Source organism: Mycoplasmopsis gallinacea, assembly GCF_012220205.1.
Classification (GTDB): domain Bacteria; phylum Bacillota_I; class Bacilli_A; order Mycoplasmatales; family Metamycoplasmataceae; genus Mycoplasmopsis; species Mycoplasmopsis gallinacea_A.
In genome coordinates this window covers 1,094,522-1,116,201 of sequence record NZ_CP047225.1, presented here as the reverse complement: position 1 = coordinate 1,116,201, position 21,680 = coordinate 1,094,522, and the positions used below count along the sequence as shown (strand labels likewise).

Here is a 21,680-nt window from a genome sequence, read left to right as displayed (position 1 = left end):
AACGAGAGCATAAATGCTCCCGTTTTTTAATTTTGATAATTTTTGGCATATTTAGCTTTAGCTTTCTCTAAGGATAATTTATCCAAAATCATATAAAGAGAAATTACAACATTGCGAGTAAGATTGAAAGATTTTTGAGCTTCTTCATACGAAATTTTAGCCATATCCGCAATCATATTGATGCATCTTTGTTCAAGCTTTAAATTATTTGGAACTACATTAACCATGTAGTTTTCTCTAACATAACCAAGCTTTGTCATAAGCGAAGTTGTCAGGATGTTACATACCATTTTTTGAGATGTAGCAGCTTTCATTCTGGTTGATCCTGTTATAACTTCTGGACCTGTGTTAATGAAAATTATATGATCTACTTTAAAGTCGCTAATTTTGGTATTAGAATTGCAAATTAAAGCATTTTTGCACCCAAGTTCTTTTGCATATTTAAGGCCCGAAATAACATAAGGAGTTCTTCCTGAAGCGCTTAAGCCTACAATCACATCTTTATTTGTAACGTTAAGCTCTTTTAAATGCTCAATGATTTGTTCAGGGCTATCTTCAAAACCTTCTAGTGGTTTATATAAAGCTTCTGTTCCACCAGCAATTAGAGCGAAAACTTTATCTTTAGCCCCAAATGTAGAATGAATTTCGGTTGCATCTAAAGAACCAATTTTACCGCTAGTTCCAGCTCCAATGTAAATTAATCTCCCACCAGCTTTAACTTGCTTATAAAGGGTATTTATAAGCTTTGCAATTGCCTTTTTCTGTTTTTGGATTTCGTTAGCAATAAGTGAATCTTCTAAAGCAATAGTTTCAACCATTTGTTCGGTTGAAAAAGAAGAAAAGTTTTTGCTACGAACATTTCTTTGTTCAGTAGCTAATGCAGCTATTTTATTTTTAATCATATCTATTGACCTCTTGAAAATTTATATACATATAAATTTTAAGTTTTATTCAAAAAATCTTTTATTTTTGAATAAAAAATTATCATTTTTTATCATTTAATAACTTTTACTTTCAGTTAGTGATATCATTTTTATTATTTATTGATTTATATTTAACAAAGGAACCTTAAAATGACAATTGCAATTAGCGGAATGACCAGTAGCGGAAAGAGCAGTTTAACGTCAAATTTACACAATCATTTTCAAAATTCATTAAGATTAAATGAATTTGAAGAAGATGATGAAATGTTTTATACAATGTTAAAGTGACATTTAGATCATAAATCACATGCAACTTTAACGTTTGAAACTTACATTATGGCTTCACATGTAAGAAACTTAAGACAGCTCAAGGATGAATTTGAAAATAAAAAAATGAATCCTGAAAAAGATTTTATTTTCTTAGACCGTTTTTCAGTTGAGCATTTAATTTTTGGAGAAGTAGCTTTTAATGATATTGACCCTGAAGCTTTTGAAGTATATCAAGCTGCAACTAGTAAATTGATTAGTAAAGATGCATTGCCAGATTATGCAATCTTCCTAGATTTAAGCTTTGAAAGTTTCAAAGAAAGAATTTTTGAACGAAACCGTAAAAGCGAAATTGAAAGTTGAGATAGTAATGAAGAATACTGAAAAAGACTGCATGGGCTTTATAAAGTCACTTTCGAAAGACTTTGCAAAGAATACAATGTTAAATACTTTATTGTTAATACAGACGGACTAAAAAAAGAACAAACATTTGAAAAAGTATTAAACCTTATCAAGGCAGAAATTATCAACAAATAGTAAAGTAGGGAAAAAGCCCTGCTTTTTTCATAATTTGATTTTTTATACCTTTTAATAAAGAAAAATTTATATTGATAATGGGTGAATATGCGAAAGTTATTAAGAATAGTATTTTTGATATTGTGCAGTTTTGGTTCTTTTCTGCTTTGCGCTTGTGATTTTATTATTCACCAAAAGGTGCAAAGCACTAAGTTAGAAAAGGTAAAGCTGCTTAAAGTTTTAGACGGAGATACTGTAAAAATAGATTTAAAAGACAAAACTATAACAGTCAGATTATTTGCAATTGATACTCCTGAGACATTAAAACTTGGAATTAACGACGAAGAAAGTTTTGCTCTGTATGAAAACGCATGAGGTGAAGTAGCTAAAAAAGAGTTCATGAAATTGCTCAAAAAACATAACAATAAAGATCTTTTTTATCTGAAAATATCGGCAGACAAGTATCATCGAGAGGTTGGTATTTTGTTTTTTAAAGAAAACTTGGATATAAAAGATTCAATTAATTACTATTTAGTAGCTAATGGTTTAGCTAGAGTAGCTTATTTTTCTTTTGATAAGTGAAAATCACCTTTTTATTTAAAAAATGAGGAACAAAGAACATTTGTAAAAGAACTTTTAAATGGACAAAGTCAAGCTGTAAATAATAAAATGGGATTTTGAAAAGCAGGTTTACAGAATGTCTTTGCCAAGGAGTGAAAATAAAAATTCGCCTTAGCGACGAATTTAAAATTTTTCTTCTGGTAAGTATACATGTCCATCAATACTTGTAACGTCTGACACTGAAATAAAGGCATTTTTGTCCACTTTTCTAACATCAGAAATTAATCTAAGAACGTGTCTGAAAAGAGCAATTGAAGTTACGACATTAATATCTGATCCTTTAAATCCACCTTTAGCTCTGAAAATTGTAATTCCAGTAACAATTTTTCTATCATTAATAATTACCTTTTGAACTTCTTGTCATTTTTGTGAATAAATTTCCAATCTAACAAGTTTGAATTTAGGATAAAGTTTGTTAAGTGTAAGGATATACACAACATTAGTAAGAATTGTAGCTATAAAATTAGGTGATAAATATAATTCAAAGTTTCATGCTCTTGCATTATTTGCGTCTTTTAGCACAATTGAACCAGGAAGATATGAACCTATTCCGACACAAATTAAGACAATAATAATGTTCATATATCCAGAAATTGAACCAAAAGATTTTTGTTTTGTATTTGCGTATCATTCACCAATAACACCTGTAACTCCTGCTGTACCACCGATAATTTGGATGATTGCAAAAATTCAAGCAAGTAAATAACCATATAAAATTGAATAAAGCATTAATGAAATAATGTTACCACTATCTTTATAACTTCATGAAAGAGGGATTAAATCACTTAATGGTTTTTGTCATTCAGTAAGATTATCTTTAACATCTTTATTGCTAAAATCCCCAATTAAATACACATCATTTGCCCCTGGAATAAGCCCAATTGAAAATGAGACAACAGATGATACAACCAAAAAGATAACTGTTAAATTAGTAAATAAAGAACCAATTTTTTTATAACCAAAAATAAAAATAGGAATACTTAAGATAATGTATGCAATTCAGAAAATGAATTGGTCAATTAAGTTTCTTACTTGAGAAGACATTGAACCTTCTTTGATAAGAACTTTTGTTAATCTAGCAAATGATTGCCCAAAAGCAGCTAGACCAAAATTGTAAATACCAACGTTTTTAACCAAAAATACGCTAATTACACCAAAAAAGATGGCAACAGCAATAGTTATTAAAACAATTTTGTATAAAGGCATGTTGGTATAAAGTGAACTAAGTTTAAGACCAAAATTAGACATTTTTGTTCTTTTGTAAATAGTATTTTTCTTAACTATATGATTCGAAATTTTAGAATCATTGCAGTTTTGTTCTTCTATATTTTGTTCCATAATTACCCCTTAATTTTTTAAATATAAAAAAAGCCATGAAAGGGCTTCAAAAAAAGTGATTGCAGCAAAGCATCACACTAATATTTATTATAAAACTTTTTGCAAGTTTTTTTAATTCAAAATTAAAAAACATTATAATATTATTACTTTTTATGGAAATATGAAAAAGAGGTTTTTTATGAAGAAAATAAGAACACGTTACGCACCTAGTCCAACTGGTTATTTACACATCGGAGGAGCTAGAACCGCACTTTTTTGTTATCTTTTTGCTAAACATTTTGGTGGTGATTTCATTTTTAGATTAGAAGATACAGATGTTAAAAGAAATGTTGAAAAAGGAGAAGAAAGTCAATTAAACAACTTAGCTTGATTAGGAATTATTCCTGATGAATCTCCTTATAAACCAAATCCAAAACATGGAAATTATCGTCAAAGTGAAAAATTAGATATTTATAGAAAAATTGCTAATGAATTAATTCAAAAAGGTTTTGCTTACAAAGCTTATGACAATTCAGAAGAACTTGAAGCTCAAAAAAGCGAAAGTGATGCTAAGGGTATCCCAAGTTTTAGATATGATAGAAACTGATTAAAAATTAGCGAAGAAGAAAAACAAAGAAGAGACGCTAATGGTGAATACTCAATTAGATTTTCAATGCCTGATAATGAAATTTATAAATGAGATGATATTGTTAGAGGTGAAATTTCATTCAACTCAAGTGATTTAGGTGATTGAGTTATTTACAAATCTGATGGATACCCAACATACAACTTTGCTGTTGTTGTAGATGATCACGATATGGAAATTTCACATGTACTTCGTGGTGAAGAACATATTGGAAATACACCAAAACAATTAGCTATTTACAAAGCTTTAAATTGAGAAGCTCCACAATTTGGACACTTAACAATCATTACTAATATGGAAGGTAAAAAACTTTCAAAACGTGATTTAACATTAAAACAATTTATTGAAGATTACAAAAATGAAGGTTATGTCCCTGAAGCTATTTTTAACTTCTTAGCTCTTTTAGGATGAACATCTAGTGATGCACAAGAAGTTATGGATCACCAAACTTTAATCAATAAATTTGATCCTGAAAGATTAAGCAAATCACCATCTAAATTTGATATCGGTAAAATGAATTGATTCTCAAAACAATACATGAAAAACCAAAACAATAGCATTATTGCAAGCAATTTAAAAGTGGAAGAGTTAAATTTAGATTCAGAGTGATTAAACTTATTTATCGATACTTTTAAACAAAGCGCTGTAACTTATAGCGAAATTAGATCTCATTTAAATCAATATTTAAATCCTGTTGTTGCTAAAGTTCAATTCGAAGAAAAAGACTTAAATGTAATTACAACTTTTAAAGCTCTTCTTGAAGAAGTAATTGCTAATAATGAATTTGAAGTTGAAAAAATACAAGCAATGATTAATTTAACACAAGAAAAAACAGGTGCAAAAGGTAAAAACTTATTTATGCCAATTAGATTAATGGCAACAAATGCTGAACATGGTCCTGAACTTGCAAAAGCAATTTACCTTTTTGGTGATAAAGTAGTTGCGGAAAGGTTAAAGCAATATGACAATTAAATTTCGTTCAAAAAGACAAGGTCCTAATGAATTAGAGCCTCAATTTATTGAATTTAAATCTAAAGTGGAAATTGCTAAAGATGGAGATAGAACTGTTTATGATTTTATTGAACCATCTAACTCAATCCGTAATGTAATTGAACTTGAAAGTGATTCTGTTTCAATTTTTGCAGGTCCTACAACTGTTTTTCTTGAATATCAAAAAGAAAAAGCAAATTGATTTGTGCTTCAAACACCGGATGGACAAAAAGGTGAATTTGAGTTCTTTACTTTCTTAGAAGAATATTTTAGAAGCGAAAATAAAAGCGTTATTCAATACAGATTATATTCAAAAGAAAATAACGAAGAAGCTCTTATTGGAAATTTTGAATTAACTCTTGAAATCGAAAAATAGATAATTGAAAATCCGAAGCTTAAATAGCTCGGAGCTTGAGTGTAATCTCCAGTGCAACAAAAACACCATCCCAATGCAACATATGGGATGGTGTTTTTGTTGTGGTGTTTCTTTAAATTTTATGAATTATTTTTTATATCATTTGAAGAATTTGTTTCTTTCAGTATTGGACTTTATTTTTCTAAAAGCACGATCATATAATTGGATTTCTTGTATTTTCGAATCTCAAGGTTTTTTATAATAATTCAAATCGAAAAACAACTCATCAGCTGAAAAATAATCAAGAATTTCTCTTGGCATATTGTTTATTTGTTTTTCTGTTTCCATAATTTCTTCATCGGATATTTTGTTAAAATTTGTTTTCTTTGGATATTTTCTTCTTATTAAACCATTAAAGTTTTCAATTGATCCTTTTTAGAAAGAAGCATATGAATCAGCTTTATAAATTTTAATTTGCAACCTATAACCAATCATGAAAAACGACTTAAATTCAAGTCCATTATCAATAGTTATAGATTTAACATTTAATCTTTTTTCTTTAATTAATTCAAACAACACTTTTGCCACATTTCACGGATTTTTGTCAGGTACTTTCCTTATCAATCCATAACGAGTTTGTCTTTCTTCAAAGGTTAATAAATGTGCAGTGGTTTTTCCTTTTTTACCAACAATTAAATCAGCTTCTCAGTGTCCAAATTCAGATCTATCATTAACATTTTTAGGTCTAAAAGTTATTGGTATAACATATCTATTACCTGCAAGTCTTGTTATTGTGTCACCAATTCTTTTTCCACCTTTTCTATAACGTGGACGTAGCTTGTTTTTTATTGTCAAAGCTCATAAACCACTATTCATTCAATTGTAAATTGTTTTTATTGTAGGTATTGGAAAATCATAATGATTCTTTATTTTGAATCAGGTAATTTTTACCCCTGAATAAGTATTGTCAAAGTTTTCTAAAAATACTTTTGTGAAGTCTTTATAATAATAAAAATCAGATTCCAATTTAAATTGATATTTTCATTTTTCTCTTATTTTAGATTTGTTTTCAGCTTCTTCAGCTATATACCCATTTTCGGTCGAATTATTTTTTATTTCTCTTCATATTGTAGATTTTGAAAAACCAAGAATTTTTGCAATTTTTTCTAAAGAAATCGAATAATCTTTTAAAAAAAGTTCTAGTTGTGCCCTATTTTTGAAACAAATTCTTTTATAATTCATTTATGTGGATCCTTTGCAAAAACACCACAAAAAAATTTTAATAAATTTAAAAGAAACAAAAACACAAGAAAAAAAGCGCGGCGTTTAGCCATGCCTTTTTTCTTGTGTTTTTGACCCCTCGCGTTGCAATGCAAATTACAATCGAGCTCCGAAGCTTAAATAGCTCGGATTTTTCTTTTATTTTGCAAATTTACCTAAAATAGAATCAATTGTAGCTTTAGTAGGATTTTTAACTAAAAATGTTCCAGCTACACAAGCATCAGCACCTGCTGCAAAGCAAAGCGGACCAGTGGTATCATTAATTCCACCATCAACTTGGATTAAAAATTCATATCCATGTTTATTTCTTTTTTCTCTTAAACTTTTAATTTTGTCAATTGAAGTTTCGATGAATTTTTGTCCACCTTTACCTGGTTCTACTGACATAACTAAAACAAGTGTTAATTTAGGTAAGAAAGATTCAATAGCTTCTACTGGGGTATTAGGTTTAATTGCAAGTCCAATTTTGAATTCGTGTTGATTTTCGTCTAAAAATTCTTCAAATCTTTCTAAATCGTCTTCAATTGCTTCATAGTGAAATGTTACTATATCCACGTGATTCTTAACACTTTCAAAATATTCATAAGGTTCAAGAACCATTAAATGTGCATCTTTAATGTGAGCAAGTCCATGCTGATTAATATTTTCTATTTCTTTGATTTTGATGGCTGTATTTGGGACAAATTCACCATCCATAATATCGTAGTGAATTCATCTAATTCCTTCATTAACAAGTGTATTAGCCATCTTTAAACGATTTTCAGGTTCAACATTTAATAAGCTTGGAGTAACATATTTTGTCATTATTTTACCTTCTCTTTCAATTCATTTTGCATCTTAAGATAATTTTCATATCTTAACATAGTAATTATACTCTCTTCTACTTTTTGTTTAATTGCACAATCCTGTAATTTCTCATTGATGTGCAGACATGATCTATATTTACACATAGGCGCATATTTTTTGAAAATATCAAAGCTACGGCTAAGCGTAAAAGCATCCATGTCTAAATTTAGAGAGCTAAAACCAGGAGTATCAACTAAATATCCTTCATTAAAAGGAATAATTTGAACTACCCTTGTAGTATGTTTTCCTCTTCCTAAGGCTTTAGAAATGCTTTGAGTTTGGTAATTACTATTGCTTAAATTATTTAAAGTTGTTGTTTTACCAACTCCTGATTGCCCCATAAACACAGAGTATTTATCTTTAAAAAGCCCTTTTAGTTTTTTAACTTCATTGTTATTATTGTTGATTAAATAAACATCATAATTCATGTTTTTGTAATATGTAAATCATTTGTGACTTTCAAGTTGATCTAAGTCAGATTTAGTAAAAAACAAAATTGGTTTAATGTTTTTTTCTTCAATAATTGCTAAATATTTATCAATTAAATAAGGTTGAAAATTAGGTTCTTTAATTGACATGCATACTATCATTTGATCAATATTAGCTACTTTAGGTCTAACAAATTCGTTTTCACGTGGATAAACTTCTTGAAGCATCCCATTTTCAAATTCTACATTATCACCAACAAGTGGCACAACTTGCATATGTCTTAATTTACCAGCAGCAGGGAGTGTAATTAAGTTGTTATTTTCGTCATTAATTAAATATTGTCCTGCTACAATTGAAAATATTTTTCCTTTCATTTTTCTCCTTAATTTAGATTAATTATAAAGTGCTAATACCACAAAAGATAGGATGATTAAAACAATAATAACAGCTATAGCACTAATTAAAAAAGCTTTTGAATTAATGATGTCTACTCAAGTTTTTTTTGGTTTTGTTGTTTTTGCATTAATTGGTTTTTCAAGCATTCTTTTTGAAGAAAGGCAAGTTTTTAAATCTATTTGCATCTCTCATGCGCTTTGATACCTTTTACTTGGATCTTTTGCAGTAGCTTTTAACATAATATTGACTACTGATTGGGGAACTTCCCTTTGCTGGCGCACTTCTAAAATATTTGGAAACTTATCGTTTTTATGCATCAAAATAGTATCGGATTCACTTTTGCCTTCAAAAGGATATTTACCAGCAAGGGTTTCGTAAAGAATAATTCCAATCGAATAAATATCAACTGTTTTGTTAATGGGTTTGTTTTTATCTAAATATTCAGGTGCTGCATAATATGAGCTACATACAATTGAATTTGCCTTAGTAATTCTTTGTGAATTGTTTGTAATCGAAATTCCTAAGTCAATGATCTTAATTTTTTGTTCATCATTAACTAAAATGTTATGACTTTTAATATCGCGGTGAATGATTCCAAGAGCATGAAGCTCACCAATTCCTTCTAAAATTTGTCGAATATAATTAACTGCAAGTCTAGAAGTGAGATATCCATTTTCGTGGATAATGTCATATAAAGTTTTTCCCTTAACATATTCCATTATGTAATATTGCTCGTATTCATCTTGATAATCTTCAACATAATAAGGGATGTGTTTTGATTTAATTTGCTTGATGATGTTAATTTCTTCGTTAAAACGCTTTTGGTTATCCTGATTATGATCTAAATGTCTATACTTAAGTGCAAAAAGTTCTTTTTCATTTTCAAGTTTGCTTACTAAAAAAACAGTCCCCATTCCGCCATTACCTAAGATACGAATGATTTTGTATTTTTTAAATACTTTTGAATTTGGAATTAATGCAATTTTAGTTTTGTTCATTATTGACTCCAAAATCAGCAACAATGCAGCTTATGTTATCGTTAGAATTATTGTTTTTTGCTTCATTAATCAATTGAGAAACGTTTTCTTTAGGTGTTTTTTTGACAATAAGAATATTTTTAATTTGCTCATTATCTAAAACACCATGAATTCCATCACTTGATAAAAGTAGCTTGGAAATTTTTTGGTAATTGTTGCTATTAAGCTCGATAATATCAAGAGTAGTTTTCATATTTGGACCAATACAGCTAGTTAAGTGCATACTATTTGAATTTAAAAATGCATCTTCAGGTTTAGTCCCAAGTTCAATTAGCAAATTAGCATAATTTTGATCATTTGTAATTTGTTTAAGAACATTATTATCAAAAAGAATGTAAGCACGGCTATCACCAACGTTAAAAATGGTAATACGCTTAATTGTAGGCATAATAATAGCACCAGTGAGTGTTGTACCCATTTTGGTATATTCAAAATTATCTTTAGCCATTTGTTTAAATTTTTCTTTAAGACTTTCAATAGCATTTGAAATTCATATGTTTATATCTAAAACTGAGTTAATTCTAAATTCAGTTTCAAAGTAGCTTCCAAAATGTTCAACCGCAGTTTCAGCTGCTACATTTCCATGTTTTTCGCCACCAATACCATCGCATAATAAAAGTAAAAAGGCATTTTCACTTTTGAAAACACCTATTCTATCATCGTTTTTTGCTCTTTTTCCAGTTATTGAAAGTTTGGCAAATTTAATCATTTATTCCAAGCTCCTTATGAAGAATTTCTCTAATTTTATTAGCAGCATTTTCAGGAATATCATTAACAATAATGTATTTAAAAATGTTAGATTCTGAAATTTCTTCTTCAGCTTTGGCTAAACGAATTTTTAAGTTTTCTTTATTTTCAGTACCTCTGCCAATAATTCTGCTTCTTAAATCTTCAATTGAAGGAGGTGCTAAAAAGATTGTAATTAAATTATATTTATCAGGGTGATCTTGTCCTAATTTTTGAATAACTTGTCTTGCACCATGTGTTTCAATTTCAAGCATTGGTACTTTATTTTTTTTGTGAATTTTGTCAAGTTCTGAATAAAGAGTTCCGTAATAATTACCTAAATGATAAGAAAATTCTAAAAATTTGCGTGACTTAATTTTGTCTCTAAAGACATCTTTATCAATGAAGTAATAATGAATTCCATTTAACTCACCATCTCTAGGTTTTCTTGTTGTCGCAGAACAAGAAAGCGATAAGTTTAACTCATCGAATTCAAACAGTAAACGCTCTACTGTACCCTTACCAACTCCTGAAGGACCAGTAAAAATAATAATAGGTTCTTTTCTTTCTTTATTCATAGTTAAATATTATTATAGCATTTTTTGTTTTATTTAAAAAACTCTTATTTTTCATTGCATATTTTTGCAAAATAATCACTTTTTTAAGTTGTACATTTTTTAGCTTCTTATTATTTTAAGTAAATTAATGTATGACTTTAACCGCTCAAAAATAAACATTAATTTGCAAATCTGATTTTTTACAAAAAAATATTTTTGGATTTTGTAAAAATGGTGTTATAATATTTTTACCTAAATTGCCCGAGTGGTGAAATTGGCAGACACGCTAGACTAAGGATCTAGTGGAGCAATCCGTGCAGGTTCAAATCCTGTCTTGGGCACCAGAGTTGAGCTTAAGCTCATTTTTTTTATACCCTTTTTTAAAAAATGATAAAATAAAAACCTGCGTTTCCCAGTTGTAATCAAAAAAACGAATACGCCTTATTTGTAGGTATATTCGTTTTTTTGATTACAACTGGGAAACGCAGGAAATTAGATTGAAAAACGGCCCAACAACATTTAGATGTTATTATGTCTAATTAACCTTCTGTCCACTTTTGGTGTCCCACTTTATTTCTTTTTGTTTAGAATTTTCACAAGAAGCAACAAATGCCACAGGAATTAATGTCAAACATGAAGTTGATGCAATTTTCAAAAAAAGTTTTAATTTTTTCATAATTTCATAATAATTAATATACAATGTTTACTTAATATATATAGAATAGGAGATATGTATGAAAAGTAAAGCATTAAAAAGGAGTCTTTTAATTGTACCTGCATCAGTACCATTAATAGGACTTGTTTTGCCTCTTTCAATGAATACAAGTTCAAACAATGTATCAATTAAAACAATTTCAGGCAATAGTTGAACTTTTGATCAAGTTAATATTAATGTGCAAGATAATATTTGAAAGAACTATAATTCACTTCCAACTTCAAATCATAATGCCAGATATGCGCCATATATATATATATATATATAAATATTTTTAATTCAAACGGTAATTTGAATTTTAATGACGAAAATTCTAATTGACAATATAGAGCAGTTGGAGATTCATGATTTAGATTATTTGATGCCTCAAATCCAGGTTTTCCAAACAATGTAAATGTTTCCGATTGAACAGGCAGTAATTATGCAACAGAAAGCGGAACACTTTATTCTTGACAAGTAGATGGTTTTAGTAATAAAAATGTAGATTATGGACCATGATGAAATGGAAATGGATATAACGCAGGTACCGATACCAAAAGATTTAAAATAGGTTATAACTTAATTAATAAACCATTACATGGTTCTGCGACTCAAGGTGCACAATCAACATTCTATACAGGAGCATTTTATTTTTCAAATGATATGAAATTAGCAAGTGATATTAAAATTCACTTGTATATTAAAGTTGATGATAGAAATAATTCAACCGTTTTACAACAAAAAACTTATACTATCAAATTAAAAGAAGAAAGAAATGCTACTTTATCTGATTATGATATTTCACCTTGAATTGGAAAAGTACAAAGAGTAAATAAAGATTCTCTTCAAGCTTCTAAAAATGGAGATAGTTTAGAAGCATGATTAACTAATTACGCATACTTACCTTATTACCAAAATACTCCAACATCATATACAAGTGGTTTAAGTTCAGATTTACTTAGCAAAAAAAGAACTTGAGATGATTATAAAGCTTCAAATAAACATGTTCGAATGCATGATATTTTAGTAACTACTCCAACTAATATGTCAGATATTAGAGATAGAGGATTTCAATTATCACTTAAAAATAAAGCAGAAGTAAATTTTGGTTTATTTCAAAAAAATCTTATTAGTGGAGCAAGACCAGAAGACATTATACATAACAATCAAGGTGGTTTATTTGTTTTCAATATTGAAATGAATAGAAAGCTTGATTATTTAGTTGCCGGAGCAGTAGCAGAAGTAGAATTTGAGCCATATAATGATGTGGCTAATCCAAGTAATACAACGTTTTTTGGAAACACTGGATCATCAACAGCTAGAAAATCTTTCTTTGGATCAGCAGAATATCGTGAAAAAAATGATGATAGTGATCAAAGAATTGTTTCTGGATTTTGAAAAATAGCTGACAGATCTGAATCTCAACTTAAAAAATTCTATACTTTAGAAACTATTGATTCATCACTTGGTTCTGATATTTATAACCCAAATAGTGATGCATTTCCAGGCACAACTTTAAGAATTACTGAAAATGAAAATTCAAATATTAATTATCTCATTGATAAAAATAGAATTAATAGAAACAAAAAAACAATTAGTACAAAAAGCATTTATCAAGATACAAAAGCAGTAAATAATACAAATTCTTTACGTTTAACAAGTACAATTTCTAGTACAGATGTCAAAAAATGAAAAGTTAAAAGCGGTAGCTCATTAACATCAACTCCATTATCATCAAGTAGATTTGATAGTAATGGTATTGAATTTAGTCCAATTGTTTATACATATACTGATCTTGAATTAGCTAAAAGATATGTTGATACTAAACAATGATTAAATAAAGGGCAAAAAGATTATTTAAAAATATTATTAGATAATGAATCAGGATTTACTGCAAGTAATCAATATTCAGATAGCGTTCTCTTAACTGAATGAAAAGCTAAAATTGATACTCTTGATAATCAACAACAAGCAATTGAAGCAAAATATAAAGAGATTCGTGATTTCCCTCTTAGTAATGATGTTTATGATTCAAGCTATAATGCAAATATAACTAATAAAATTATTTATGCTTTAGCTTCACAATCATCAAAAGATGCTTTGGATACAGCAATAGAAAGAAATATTAACAAAATTAATTTCCGTTCAAGTCAATATAATACTCAATCTGGTGCAATTGATAGAACTACTTCTACAGAATATTCAATTTCTAGTCCAAGCGGTGCATCATATAATAATTTAAAATCTTCAATCGATGCAGTTTACAATGCACTTAATAATTCTTTCAATGCTGTAATAAATAGTGGTAAAACTGAAATTGAAAAATATTTTGCAAAATTAGCAGAATATCCAATTACTGAACAAAATTCTTCAACTTATAGTGGCAATTACAATAAAGCTAAAAACCTTATTATTAACACAATTAAAGCTCAAGTTAAAAATCTTAATTCAAAAAGCCAACTAAATCCGTTTGTTAATTTGAATGCTACAAATGAGCAAATTAATACAATTATTGATTTAATAAGTAAAGTTAATAAATTAAATAATGACAAAAATTCAGTTAAGTCACAAATTGAAACTTACAAACAATCACAAAATGACTTTAATAATTTAGGTTCTTTTGAATTTGCAAGTTCTACAAATCAAATTGATTTAACAGCTCTTGATGCATTTGACAAAAATTTAACAAATGCTTCTGATAAAACTATTCAAAATATTTTTGCATCAACTGATATTCTTACTAGTTTTTACAACACCAATAATGATATTTTTACTCAACAATGAATAGAAAAAGCGAAAGCTCTTAATGGTGCAATTAACGAATTTAATACCGAAATAGATAAATTTAATTATTTAGACGCAAGTCAAAAATCAAGTGCCAAAAATGCTTTACAAAGTGCTTTAAGTTCAAACAAGATTTTCACTTATAATGAAAATACAGTTACACTTAGTTTAAATAATGAATTTATTAAAAAAATAAACGATCAAATGGCTAGCGCTTTTGCAACTGCAAAAACAACAGCTAAAAATAAAATTTCAGCATTAAACGAATTAACAGAAGCAGAAAAAACTCAAGTTAAACAAGAAATAGATAGTGCTACTATTTACAAAGATAGTTATGATGCGAACCAACCATTTACTGACAAAATTTTAATTGGTTCGGATAAAAATATTAAAGCAATTGTTGACAAATGAACTGATATTAATAATGAAAGAGCAAGAATTAAAGACTATACTGCTACTTTTGATTATCCAGATAAAAATATTGATCCTACAGCTGCTCAACAAAATTTAGTTTCTCAACAAAGCATTTCACCTGATGCAAATGGTTTAGAAACTAAAATTATTTCTATTAGCGGTAATAATGACACTGGAACTTTAACTGTTACTTATAGAGTAGTAAAATCAAGTGATAAAACTAATGTTTATACTCAAAATAAAACTTATGATATTACTGGCTTTGCTAATGAACAAAATAGAGTTAATAATTTAAATGCTACTCCAGATTATAAAGATGCCAGTCAAAAACCAAATATTCAAGCTTCAGCTGTTGTAAAAAGAGATAATAATACTGAAGATATTACTTGAGTATTACCAGAAAGAACACAAATTTATCCAGGTAGTGTTAGATATCTTGGTTATAACGATATAACCGGCAAAATTAAAATTGCATATAAATTACAATCAACTGTTGATGAAAGTGTAATTTCTAATGAAAAAACTGCAGAAATTACTGGTTTTCAAACAGAAGAACAAAGATTAAATAATTTAATTGACAACAAACAAAAAGAATTTAACTTTAGTGGCACAAAAGCTAAAGATAAAACTACTGTTGATGAAGCTACTAAAGAAAATCTTTCAGGTTATTTAGTAGAACAATTAAATGATCAATTAACTAATATTAACAATCAAAATAATGCTATTGTTGTAATTGATGAAATTACTAATAAAAATCCGGATGGAACTATTACTTTTAATTATCACTTAAAATCAACAAGAAGTGATATTCAAAACAACACTGTAGTTTCTAAGACTTTAAGTGCTACAATGTCTGGATTCCAAAGTAATTTAGATCGTGAAAAAGCTGATTTAGATGCCAAAACTAATGATGATCTTAATGTAGTTATCGATAAAAATAAAATGGCTTCAAGCTTCAACCCAGATCAAATTCAATTAAATCCTAAAGATGACACTATTAGTGTTGTTGATAAAACAATTGCAGGTTACAATGATGTAATTGGAGCAATTAAACTTACTTATAAATTAAAAAGTAATAAAAATGGTCAAGATGTTTATTCTGAACCAAAAGAAATTATTATTACTGGACTTAAAACTGAAGCACAAAGATTAAATGAAATTTTAAATAACCTAGTTGAAGGCGACATTACTTTCAACGGAACTAAAAATAATCAATTACCTTCAATTAGTCCGGCTAATGATAAAGCTAACTATTCATATGATGCAACTAAACAAAATACAAATAAAGCTAGTGCATTTATTAATTCAATTAAACCAGATGATTCAACTGGTCAAAATACTTTAAACTTAAAATTAGTAACAACTAAAACTCAAAATGAATTAATTTCAAATTGAAATGTAACTAATTATGAAGCACCAGAAAGTCAAAACAAAGACTTAGTAATTACTGGTTTTAGAACACAAGCTGAACAAAACAAAATTGATCAAGATGCTGAAAAAGCAAGATTAACTAAGTTAGTTGCTAATGCACAAATTACTTATCCAGATAGCGATCAAATTTTAGCTTCAAGTTCACAAATTTCAGGAATTAATGCTGTAATCAATTCAACAGATAATAATGCTGAAATCATTATTCAAAATATTACAGATAAAAATGATATAAATGGAACTATCACAGTTGCTTATGTAATTCATAGTACTAAAGGTGGCATTTATGAAGATGTTAATACCGATGTACAAAATGTTGTTTTAAACAACTTTAAAACTGAACAACAAAGATTAGATGAATTATTTAAAAATAAAGTTGCAACAGCTTCATTAACTGGTATTGATAGTACAAATTACAGACAATATTTACCTGAAGAAGCATTAGATCATTTAATTTTAGCTGTTGCTGATTTAGAAAATGCTAAAGTTGAAATTGTTTCAAAAACTTCAAATAATCAAACTAATAGCATTGATTATACATATCGTTTAGTTTCAACTAGAGGAGTGGTTAGTGGCCATGATCTAAATACTGTTACATCAACAGAAACTAAATCAGGATCATTGCCTGGTTTTAAAACTGTGGCAGAAGCTGAAAAAGAAAGATTAGACAATCTTAATCCAAATGCGACTGATGATGGTTATACTCATACAATTGATTACTCAGATAGAAATCAAATTCTTGCTTCAAAAGTTAAAATTAGCGATCAAAATTGAACTTGAAGTGTAGAGCCAAATACTGATCATACTTTTAGTGACCAAGAAATTATTGCTTATGATGATATTACTGGCAAATTAAGAGTAAAATACAAATTGAAATCAACTAAACCAGGTTTATCTGATGTTAAATCAGAATATAAATATGCAACCTTAACAGGTTATAAAACTGAATTAGAAAGATTAAATGATTTAGCAAAACAAGCTAATCAACCAGTTACTATAACTGCTAAGGATGAAGCTAAAAAAGGTGGAACAGATCAGAAAAAAGCTTCACAATTAACTTCTGATGACTTTAATGCAACCTTAACAGAATACGGGCAAAATGAAAATGTTAAAATTGAAACAATTTTAGATACTCAAAATGCTAATAATGAAACTGGAACAATTCAATTAGGTTATAAATTAATTTCTACAAGACCATTAACTGGTACAGATGGTTTAATTTCAGGAACTTGAGATGATGCACCTGAACAAGCACCTACAATTAAATCTGACACTTCAAATCCATTATTAAGTTTTGATGGTTATGTAACTAATGATGATGAAGAAGAAAATAGAATTGAAAGATTAATTGCTGATTTAGTAATTGATTATCCAGGTAAAGAACAATGATTACCTCTTTACAATGAAACAAATGTTATTCCTTCTGGGGTACAAGTCAAATTAAGCGATAATCGTGAATTAAGTGCCGAAGACATTTCAATCAAAGAAAATTCAATGACAATTGTTAGTCGAGATGATAGAAAAGGTGAAATTACTGTTAGTTATACTTTAGTTTCAAATTCAAGACAAGCAGTTGAGGTTGAAATTAATCAAACTAGAAGTAAAAATGCCAATACTATTAAAGGTTTCAAAACTGAATTACAAAGATTGGATGAATTAACTTATAGTTGAGAAAATGCAATTCAAAATAAATCAACTATCAGTCCATCTGATGTTATTTTAAGTAATATTACTCCAGTTTCAACTAATGACGATCAAGCTAAAGATGTTGTGATTACAAGTTTTGATGATAGAACAGGTACTTTAAACGTTCAATACAACATTTATTCAAAACGTACTGATTTAACTGATATTCATGTAGTTAATAAAACTGCACAAATTACTGGTTTACAAACCGAATTACAAAGATTAAATGCTTTAATTGTTAATGATCAAGTATCTAAAACAATTAATTATGTACCAAATGATAAAGCACAAATCAAAGCAAGTTCATTAGTTAATAAAAAAGCTGAAGTACTTGCAAATAATGATAATTCATACTTTACAACCTTAATTCAAGATCCAAATACTTCAAAAGCAAAAATTATTATTAGAGATATTACTGCTGATGATGAAACAGGTCAATTAACTGTTAAATATGTATTGCAGTCAACCAAAGATAATTTAACTGATATTAATTCAGATACTGAAAATAGAGTTGTAATTTCTGGTTTCTTAACCAATTTACAAGAAGCTAAAAATAATTTAAAAGCTAAAATTGATGAATTAGTGCAAAATAATAAATTAACTAGCGAACAAGCACAAGCACTTAAAGAAAAAATTGATAGCAATGAAACTGATTCTATCGATAAAGTTAATAAAATCGAATTAGAAGTAGATAAGCAAGTTTTAGTTAATGAAGTAGAAAAAGATTTTGTTCACTTAAATAAAGCTCAATTAGCTGATGTGATTAACAAAATTAATGAAGCTGCAACTCTTGAAGATGCAAAAATACAAAAAGCTGCAGGTCAAACCTTAGATGATAAAATGGCTAAATTAGATGAAATAGTTAAAAACTATGAAGCTAAAAAACCATTAGATAAATATACTTATGCTTCCGAAACTCCTAAAAATGCTTTTGATAAAGTGATTGAAGATGCTAAAAAATTATTAGATAAAACTAATACTACCGATTTAGGTACAGATAATTTAGATAATTGAATTGGTGATGAAGAAACTAATACTAAAGGTGAAATTCAAAGCAAATATGAAGCTTTAGATGGTGATATTCAAAAAACAATTCAAGAAGTAACTAATAATGAATACTTATCTCCAAAACAAAAAGAAGATTTAATTAATAAACTTAATTCATTAGATCCTAATACTTTAGAAAAAGCTAATGATGATGGTACTAAATTAACTTTAAACGATATTAAAGACGAAATTGCTCAAATTGAAGCAGTTAAAAAAGCTGCAATTAATCTTATTAAAGCATATGAAAACTTAAATCAACAACAAAAAGATGCATATATTAATCAAATTAAATCAAGCGATAACGATCAATTAGAAACCATTGAAAATAATGCAACTACTTTAGATAACAAAATGCTTGAGTTAAAACAAGCAATTGAAAATGTTAAAGATGTACCTAATTCAAGTGCATATCAAAATGCAGATCAAAATAATAAAGATGCTTTTGATAATGCATTAAATGTTGCAAACAAAATTAAAAATGGTAAAGAAAACACTGATTCAAATGATACATTTAATTACAATGCAAATTTAGATGCAGTGCAAAAAGCAATTGATGATCTTAAATTAGCTAATACCAATATTAATCGTGATGAAGCTCTTAAATATGTTGATAATGCACCATATTTAAGCACAGATGAAAAAGCAAAATTTAAAGAACAACTTAACCAAAATCCAATTACAGATGAAACTATTGCAAAATTAAAAGAACAAGCGCAAATTATTAATGATGCTAAAAAAGTTTATGTAGATCAAATTAAAGCAATTGACAATAATGATTTAGATCAAAATAACAAAGATAAATATATTAATCAGATCATTAATAAAGAAATGACATTGGATGAAAATAATGTAATTACTAATCCAGAAGACTTTAGCAAAATTGTTTTTGATGCTCAAAAAGAAGCTTTACTTAATAAATTAGAAAACAATGTAAATCAACCTGATTTACCGAATATTCTTAATCCAAAACAATTAACTGAAGCTAAAGAAGCAATTAATAATGCAACTGATTTAGCAGAAGCACAAAAAGCTTATGAAGATGCAATTAATTTAAGTAAAAAAATGGCAGCTTTAGACAAATTAATCAAAAACTATGAAAAATCAATTGCTGATCCAAATAACACAAAATACAATAAAGCTGATAATAAAGAACAATTTGATGATAAATTAGATGAAGCTAAAAAATTATTAACATCAGATTCAGATAATGGTGTTGATAATGAATTATTAGAAGATTTATTATCAAATAATGACAAATCATTACAGCACTTATATGAAGAGTTAAATGGTTTAGAAAATGATTTAATTGAACAAATTAATAATTCAGAAGTTTTATCACCAAATGAAAAAGCTAATTTAATAGCCCAAGTAAATAACATTGATAAACATAATGATGAAGCTGGCCAAGTAGCTACATTGCAAGATAAACTTAATAAATTAATTGCTGATAAAAACAATCATATTAAAGCTATTGAAAACCTCGAAAATCTTAACCAAAGTCAGAAAGATGATTTAATTAACAGAATTAAAAATAATGACTTGGTTGATAACCCGGCAATTTTAGATCAAGCTCAAAATCTTGATAATAAGATGAAAGAGTTAAAAGATGAAATTGCAAAAGAAAACGAAATTAAAGGTTCAAGCTACTATAATAAAGTATCTGAAGAAAAACGTAATAACTACGAAAATGCTTTAATTAATGCTAAAAAATTAGTTAATAATGAAACTCCAAATGGTTATAATAGTGCAAATACTTCACTTGCTGAAACTCAAGAAATTTTAGATAAACTTAAACAAAGTTTCAAAGTAATTGATGATGAAACTAAGAAAATTAATGACTTATATGAGAAGTTAAACGCCAAAATTATTGAGTATCAAAAAGATGTTGATAATAAAGAATTACCAAAAGAAATTCAAGACATTTTAGATGAATTAGTTAATTATGACGAAGATATTAATGGCATTAATAAATTGATTGAATTAATTAAGCAAGGTAAATTTCTTAAATCATTAAACGAGCAATGAAATAATTCAGATGTTAAAAATCCTGATACCGAAAAATCAATTCAAGACTTAAATGCTAAAATTAATTCAATTACTGAATTAATTAATTCAGTTAAATCAAGCAATTTAAATAGTAAATTGGATACAAGTAAAAATTTTGTTCTAAACCAGAATCAATATAATCTAAACTTTGCAGAAGCTGAAATAAGTTATTTTGATGCTCTTGAAAATGTTGATAAAACTAAATTTATTGAAGCAACTAATAAGTTAGAACAATTAAATCAAACTAAGTTTGTTGAATTTGCTAATAGCATCTTAAATACTTCATATTTTGATACTTATAAACCAGAAAGCAATTTAAATAAAAAATTAACTAAAGAATTATTAAAACTTAATTACGACCCATTAAATAAAATAGAAAAATCATTATTTGAAACACTATTAAAAGAAAAAGCAGGTGTTGAAGAAAAATTAAGTTGACTTTGATATTTAGCTTTAGGTTTAAGCACAACTCTTGCAGCTATAATGATTGGTGTTTTAGTTAAAAAAAGTAAAAAATAATTCTTAATTTTCATAATAAAAAATATGGAATTTGTGTTCCATATTTTTATTTATTTTAAGAATGTTTAAAATTAATTGATATTACAAAATAACTTTTAATGAATTAAAATCATTCATTGATGATTTTATGTTTGATATAACAGTGAAAGAATTCG

At 27.6% G+C, this 21,680-nt stretch carries 13 protein-coding genes, 1 tRNA gene and 1 pseudogene; 7 read left to right on the top strand and 8 right to left on the bottom strand.

Annotation, left to right across the window (positions count from 1 at the left end):
* Positions 1–26: 26 nt before the first annotated feature.
* Entirely contained in the window at positions 27–902 is an 876-nt protein-coding gene (locus GOQ20_RS04290) for an N-acetylmuramic acid 6-phosphate etherase (protein WP_167845547.1), read from the bottom strand.
* A gap of 171 nt (positions 903–1,073) precedes the next feature.
* On the opposite strand from GOQ20_RS04290, the gene GOQ20_RS04285 reads away from it, so the two are divergent.
* Both GOQ20_RS04285 and GOQ20_RS04280 read left to right on the top strand, forming a co-directional pair.
* Complete coding sequence (locus GOQ20_RS04285) at positions 1,074–1,727, top strand: deoxynucleoside kinase (RefSeq protein WP_167845546.1); 654 nt, start codon at positions 1,074–1,076, stop codon at positions 1,725–1,727.
* 177 nt (positions 1,728–1,904) lie between these two features.
* The gene (locus GOQ20_RS04280) at positions 1,905–2,429 is read left to right on the top strand and encodes a thermonuclease family protein (protein ID WP_167845545.1); all 525 of its coding nucleotides are present in this window, start codon (positions 1,905–1,907) and stop codon (positions 2,427–2,429) included.
* Between the two features lie 21 nt (positions 2,430–2,450).
* On the opposite strand, the gene GOQ20_RS04275 is transcribed toward GOQ20_RS04280, so the two are convergent.
* Positions 2,451–3,665 carry a DUF2179 domain-containing protein gene (locus tag GOQ20_RS04275; protein ID WP_167845544.1) on the bottom strand — a complete coding sequence of 405 codons (1,215 nt, stop codon included), beginning with the start codon at positions 3,663–3,665 and terminating at the stop codon, positions 2,451–2,453.
* A gap of 178 nt (positions 3,666–3,843) precedes the next feature.
* On the opposite strand from GOQ20_RS04275, the gene gltX reads away from it, so the two are divergent.
* Positions 3,844–5,262, top strand: coding sequence for a glutamate--tRNA ligase (gene gltX, locus GOQ20_RS04270; RefSeq protein WP_167845543.1), 1,419 nt, complete (start codon positions 3,844–3,846; stop codon positions 5,260–5,262).
* Positions 5,252–5,656, top strand: coding sequence for a hypothetical protein (locus GOQ20_RS04265; protein WP_167845542.1), 405 nt, complete (start codon positions 5,252–5,254; stop codon positions 5,654–5,656). Before gltX ends, GOQ20_RS04265 begins: the two co-directional genes overlap by 11 nt.
* A 126-nt stretch (positions 5,657–5,782) precedes the next feature.
* On the opposite strand, the pseudogene GOQ20_RS04260 reads toward GOQ20_RS04265, so the two are convergent.
* The 6 genes and pseudogenes from GOQ20_RS04260 to gmk form a co-directional block, all read right to left on the bottom strand.
* Positions 5,783–6,877: pseudogene (locus GOQ20_RS04260) on the bottom strand (IS30 family transposase).
* 177 nt (positions 6,878–7,054) lie between these two features.
* Entirely contained in the window at positions 7,055–7,720 is a 666-nt protein-coding gene (locus tag GOQ20_RS04255; RefSeq protein WP_167845541.1) for a ribulose-phosphate 3-epimerase, read from the bottom strand.
* Entirely contained in the window at positions 7,720–8,565 is an 846-nt protein-coding gene (gene rsgA, locus GOQ20_RS04250) for a ribosome small subunit-dependent GTPase A (RefSeq protein WP_167845540.1), read from the bottom strand. The genes GOQ20_RS04255 and rsgA overlap by 1 nt, the downstream gene beginning before the upstream one ends.
* An 18-nt stretch (positions 8,566–8,583) precedes the next feature.
* Entirely contained in the window at positions 8,584–9,585 is a 1,002-nt protein-coding gene (locus tag GOQ20_RS04245; RefSeq protein ID WP_167845539.1) for a serine/threonine-protein kinase, read from the bottom strand.
* Complete coding sequence (locus tag GOQ20_RS04240; RefSeq protein WP_167845538.1) at positions 9,572–10,333, bottom strand: PP2C family protein-serine/threonine phosphatase; 762 nt, start codon at positions 10,331–10,333, stop codon at positions 9,572–9,574. The genes GOQ20_RS04245 and GOQ20_RS04240 overlap by 14 nt, the downstream gene beginning before the upstream one ends.
* Positions 10,326–10,928: a guanylate kinase gene (gene gmk, locus GOQ20_RS04235; protein WP_167845537.1), complete on the bottom strand. Its 603-nt coding sequence runs from the start codon at positions 10,926–10,928 to the stop codon at positions 10,326–10,328. The genes GOQ20_RS04240 and gmk overlap by 8 nt, the downstream gene beginning before the upstream one ends.
* A 238-nt stretch (positions 10,929–11,166) precedes the next feature.
* Between gmk and GOQ20_RS04230 the strand changes: the two genes are divergently transcribed.
* The 3 genes from GOQ20_RS04230 (at position 11,167) to GOQ20_RS04220 (ending at position 21,525) form a co-directional block, all read left to right on the top strand.
* Positions 11,167–11,251, top strand: a tRNA-Leu gene (locus GOQ20_RS04230).
* Positions 11,252–11,641: 390 nt separating this feature from the next.
* Positions 11,642–11,890 carry a hypothetical protein gene (locus tag GOQ20_RS04225; protein ID WP_167845536.1) on the top strand — a complete coding sequence of 83 codons (249 nt, stop codon included), beginning with the start codon at positions 11,642–11,644 and terminating at the stop codon, positions 11,888–11,890.
* A 23-nt stretch (positions 11,891–11,913) separates the two neighbouring features.
* Positions 11,914–21,525, top strand: a complete 9,612-nt coding sequence (locus GOQ20_RS04220; protein WP_167845535.1) for a lipoprotein 17-related variable surface protein — start codon at positions 11,914–11,916, stop codon at positions 21,523–21,525.
* The last annotated feature ends 155 nt before the right edge of the window (positions 21,526–21,680 follow it).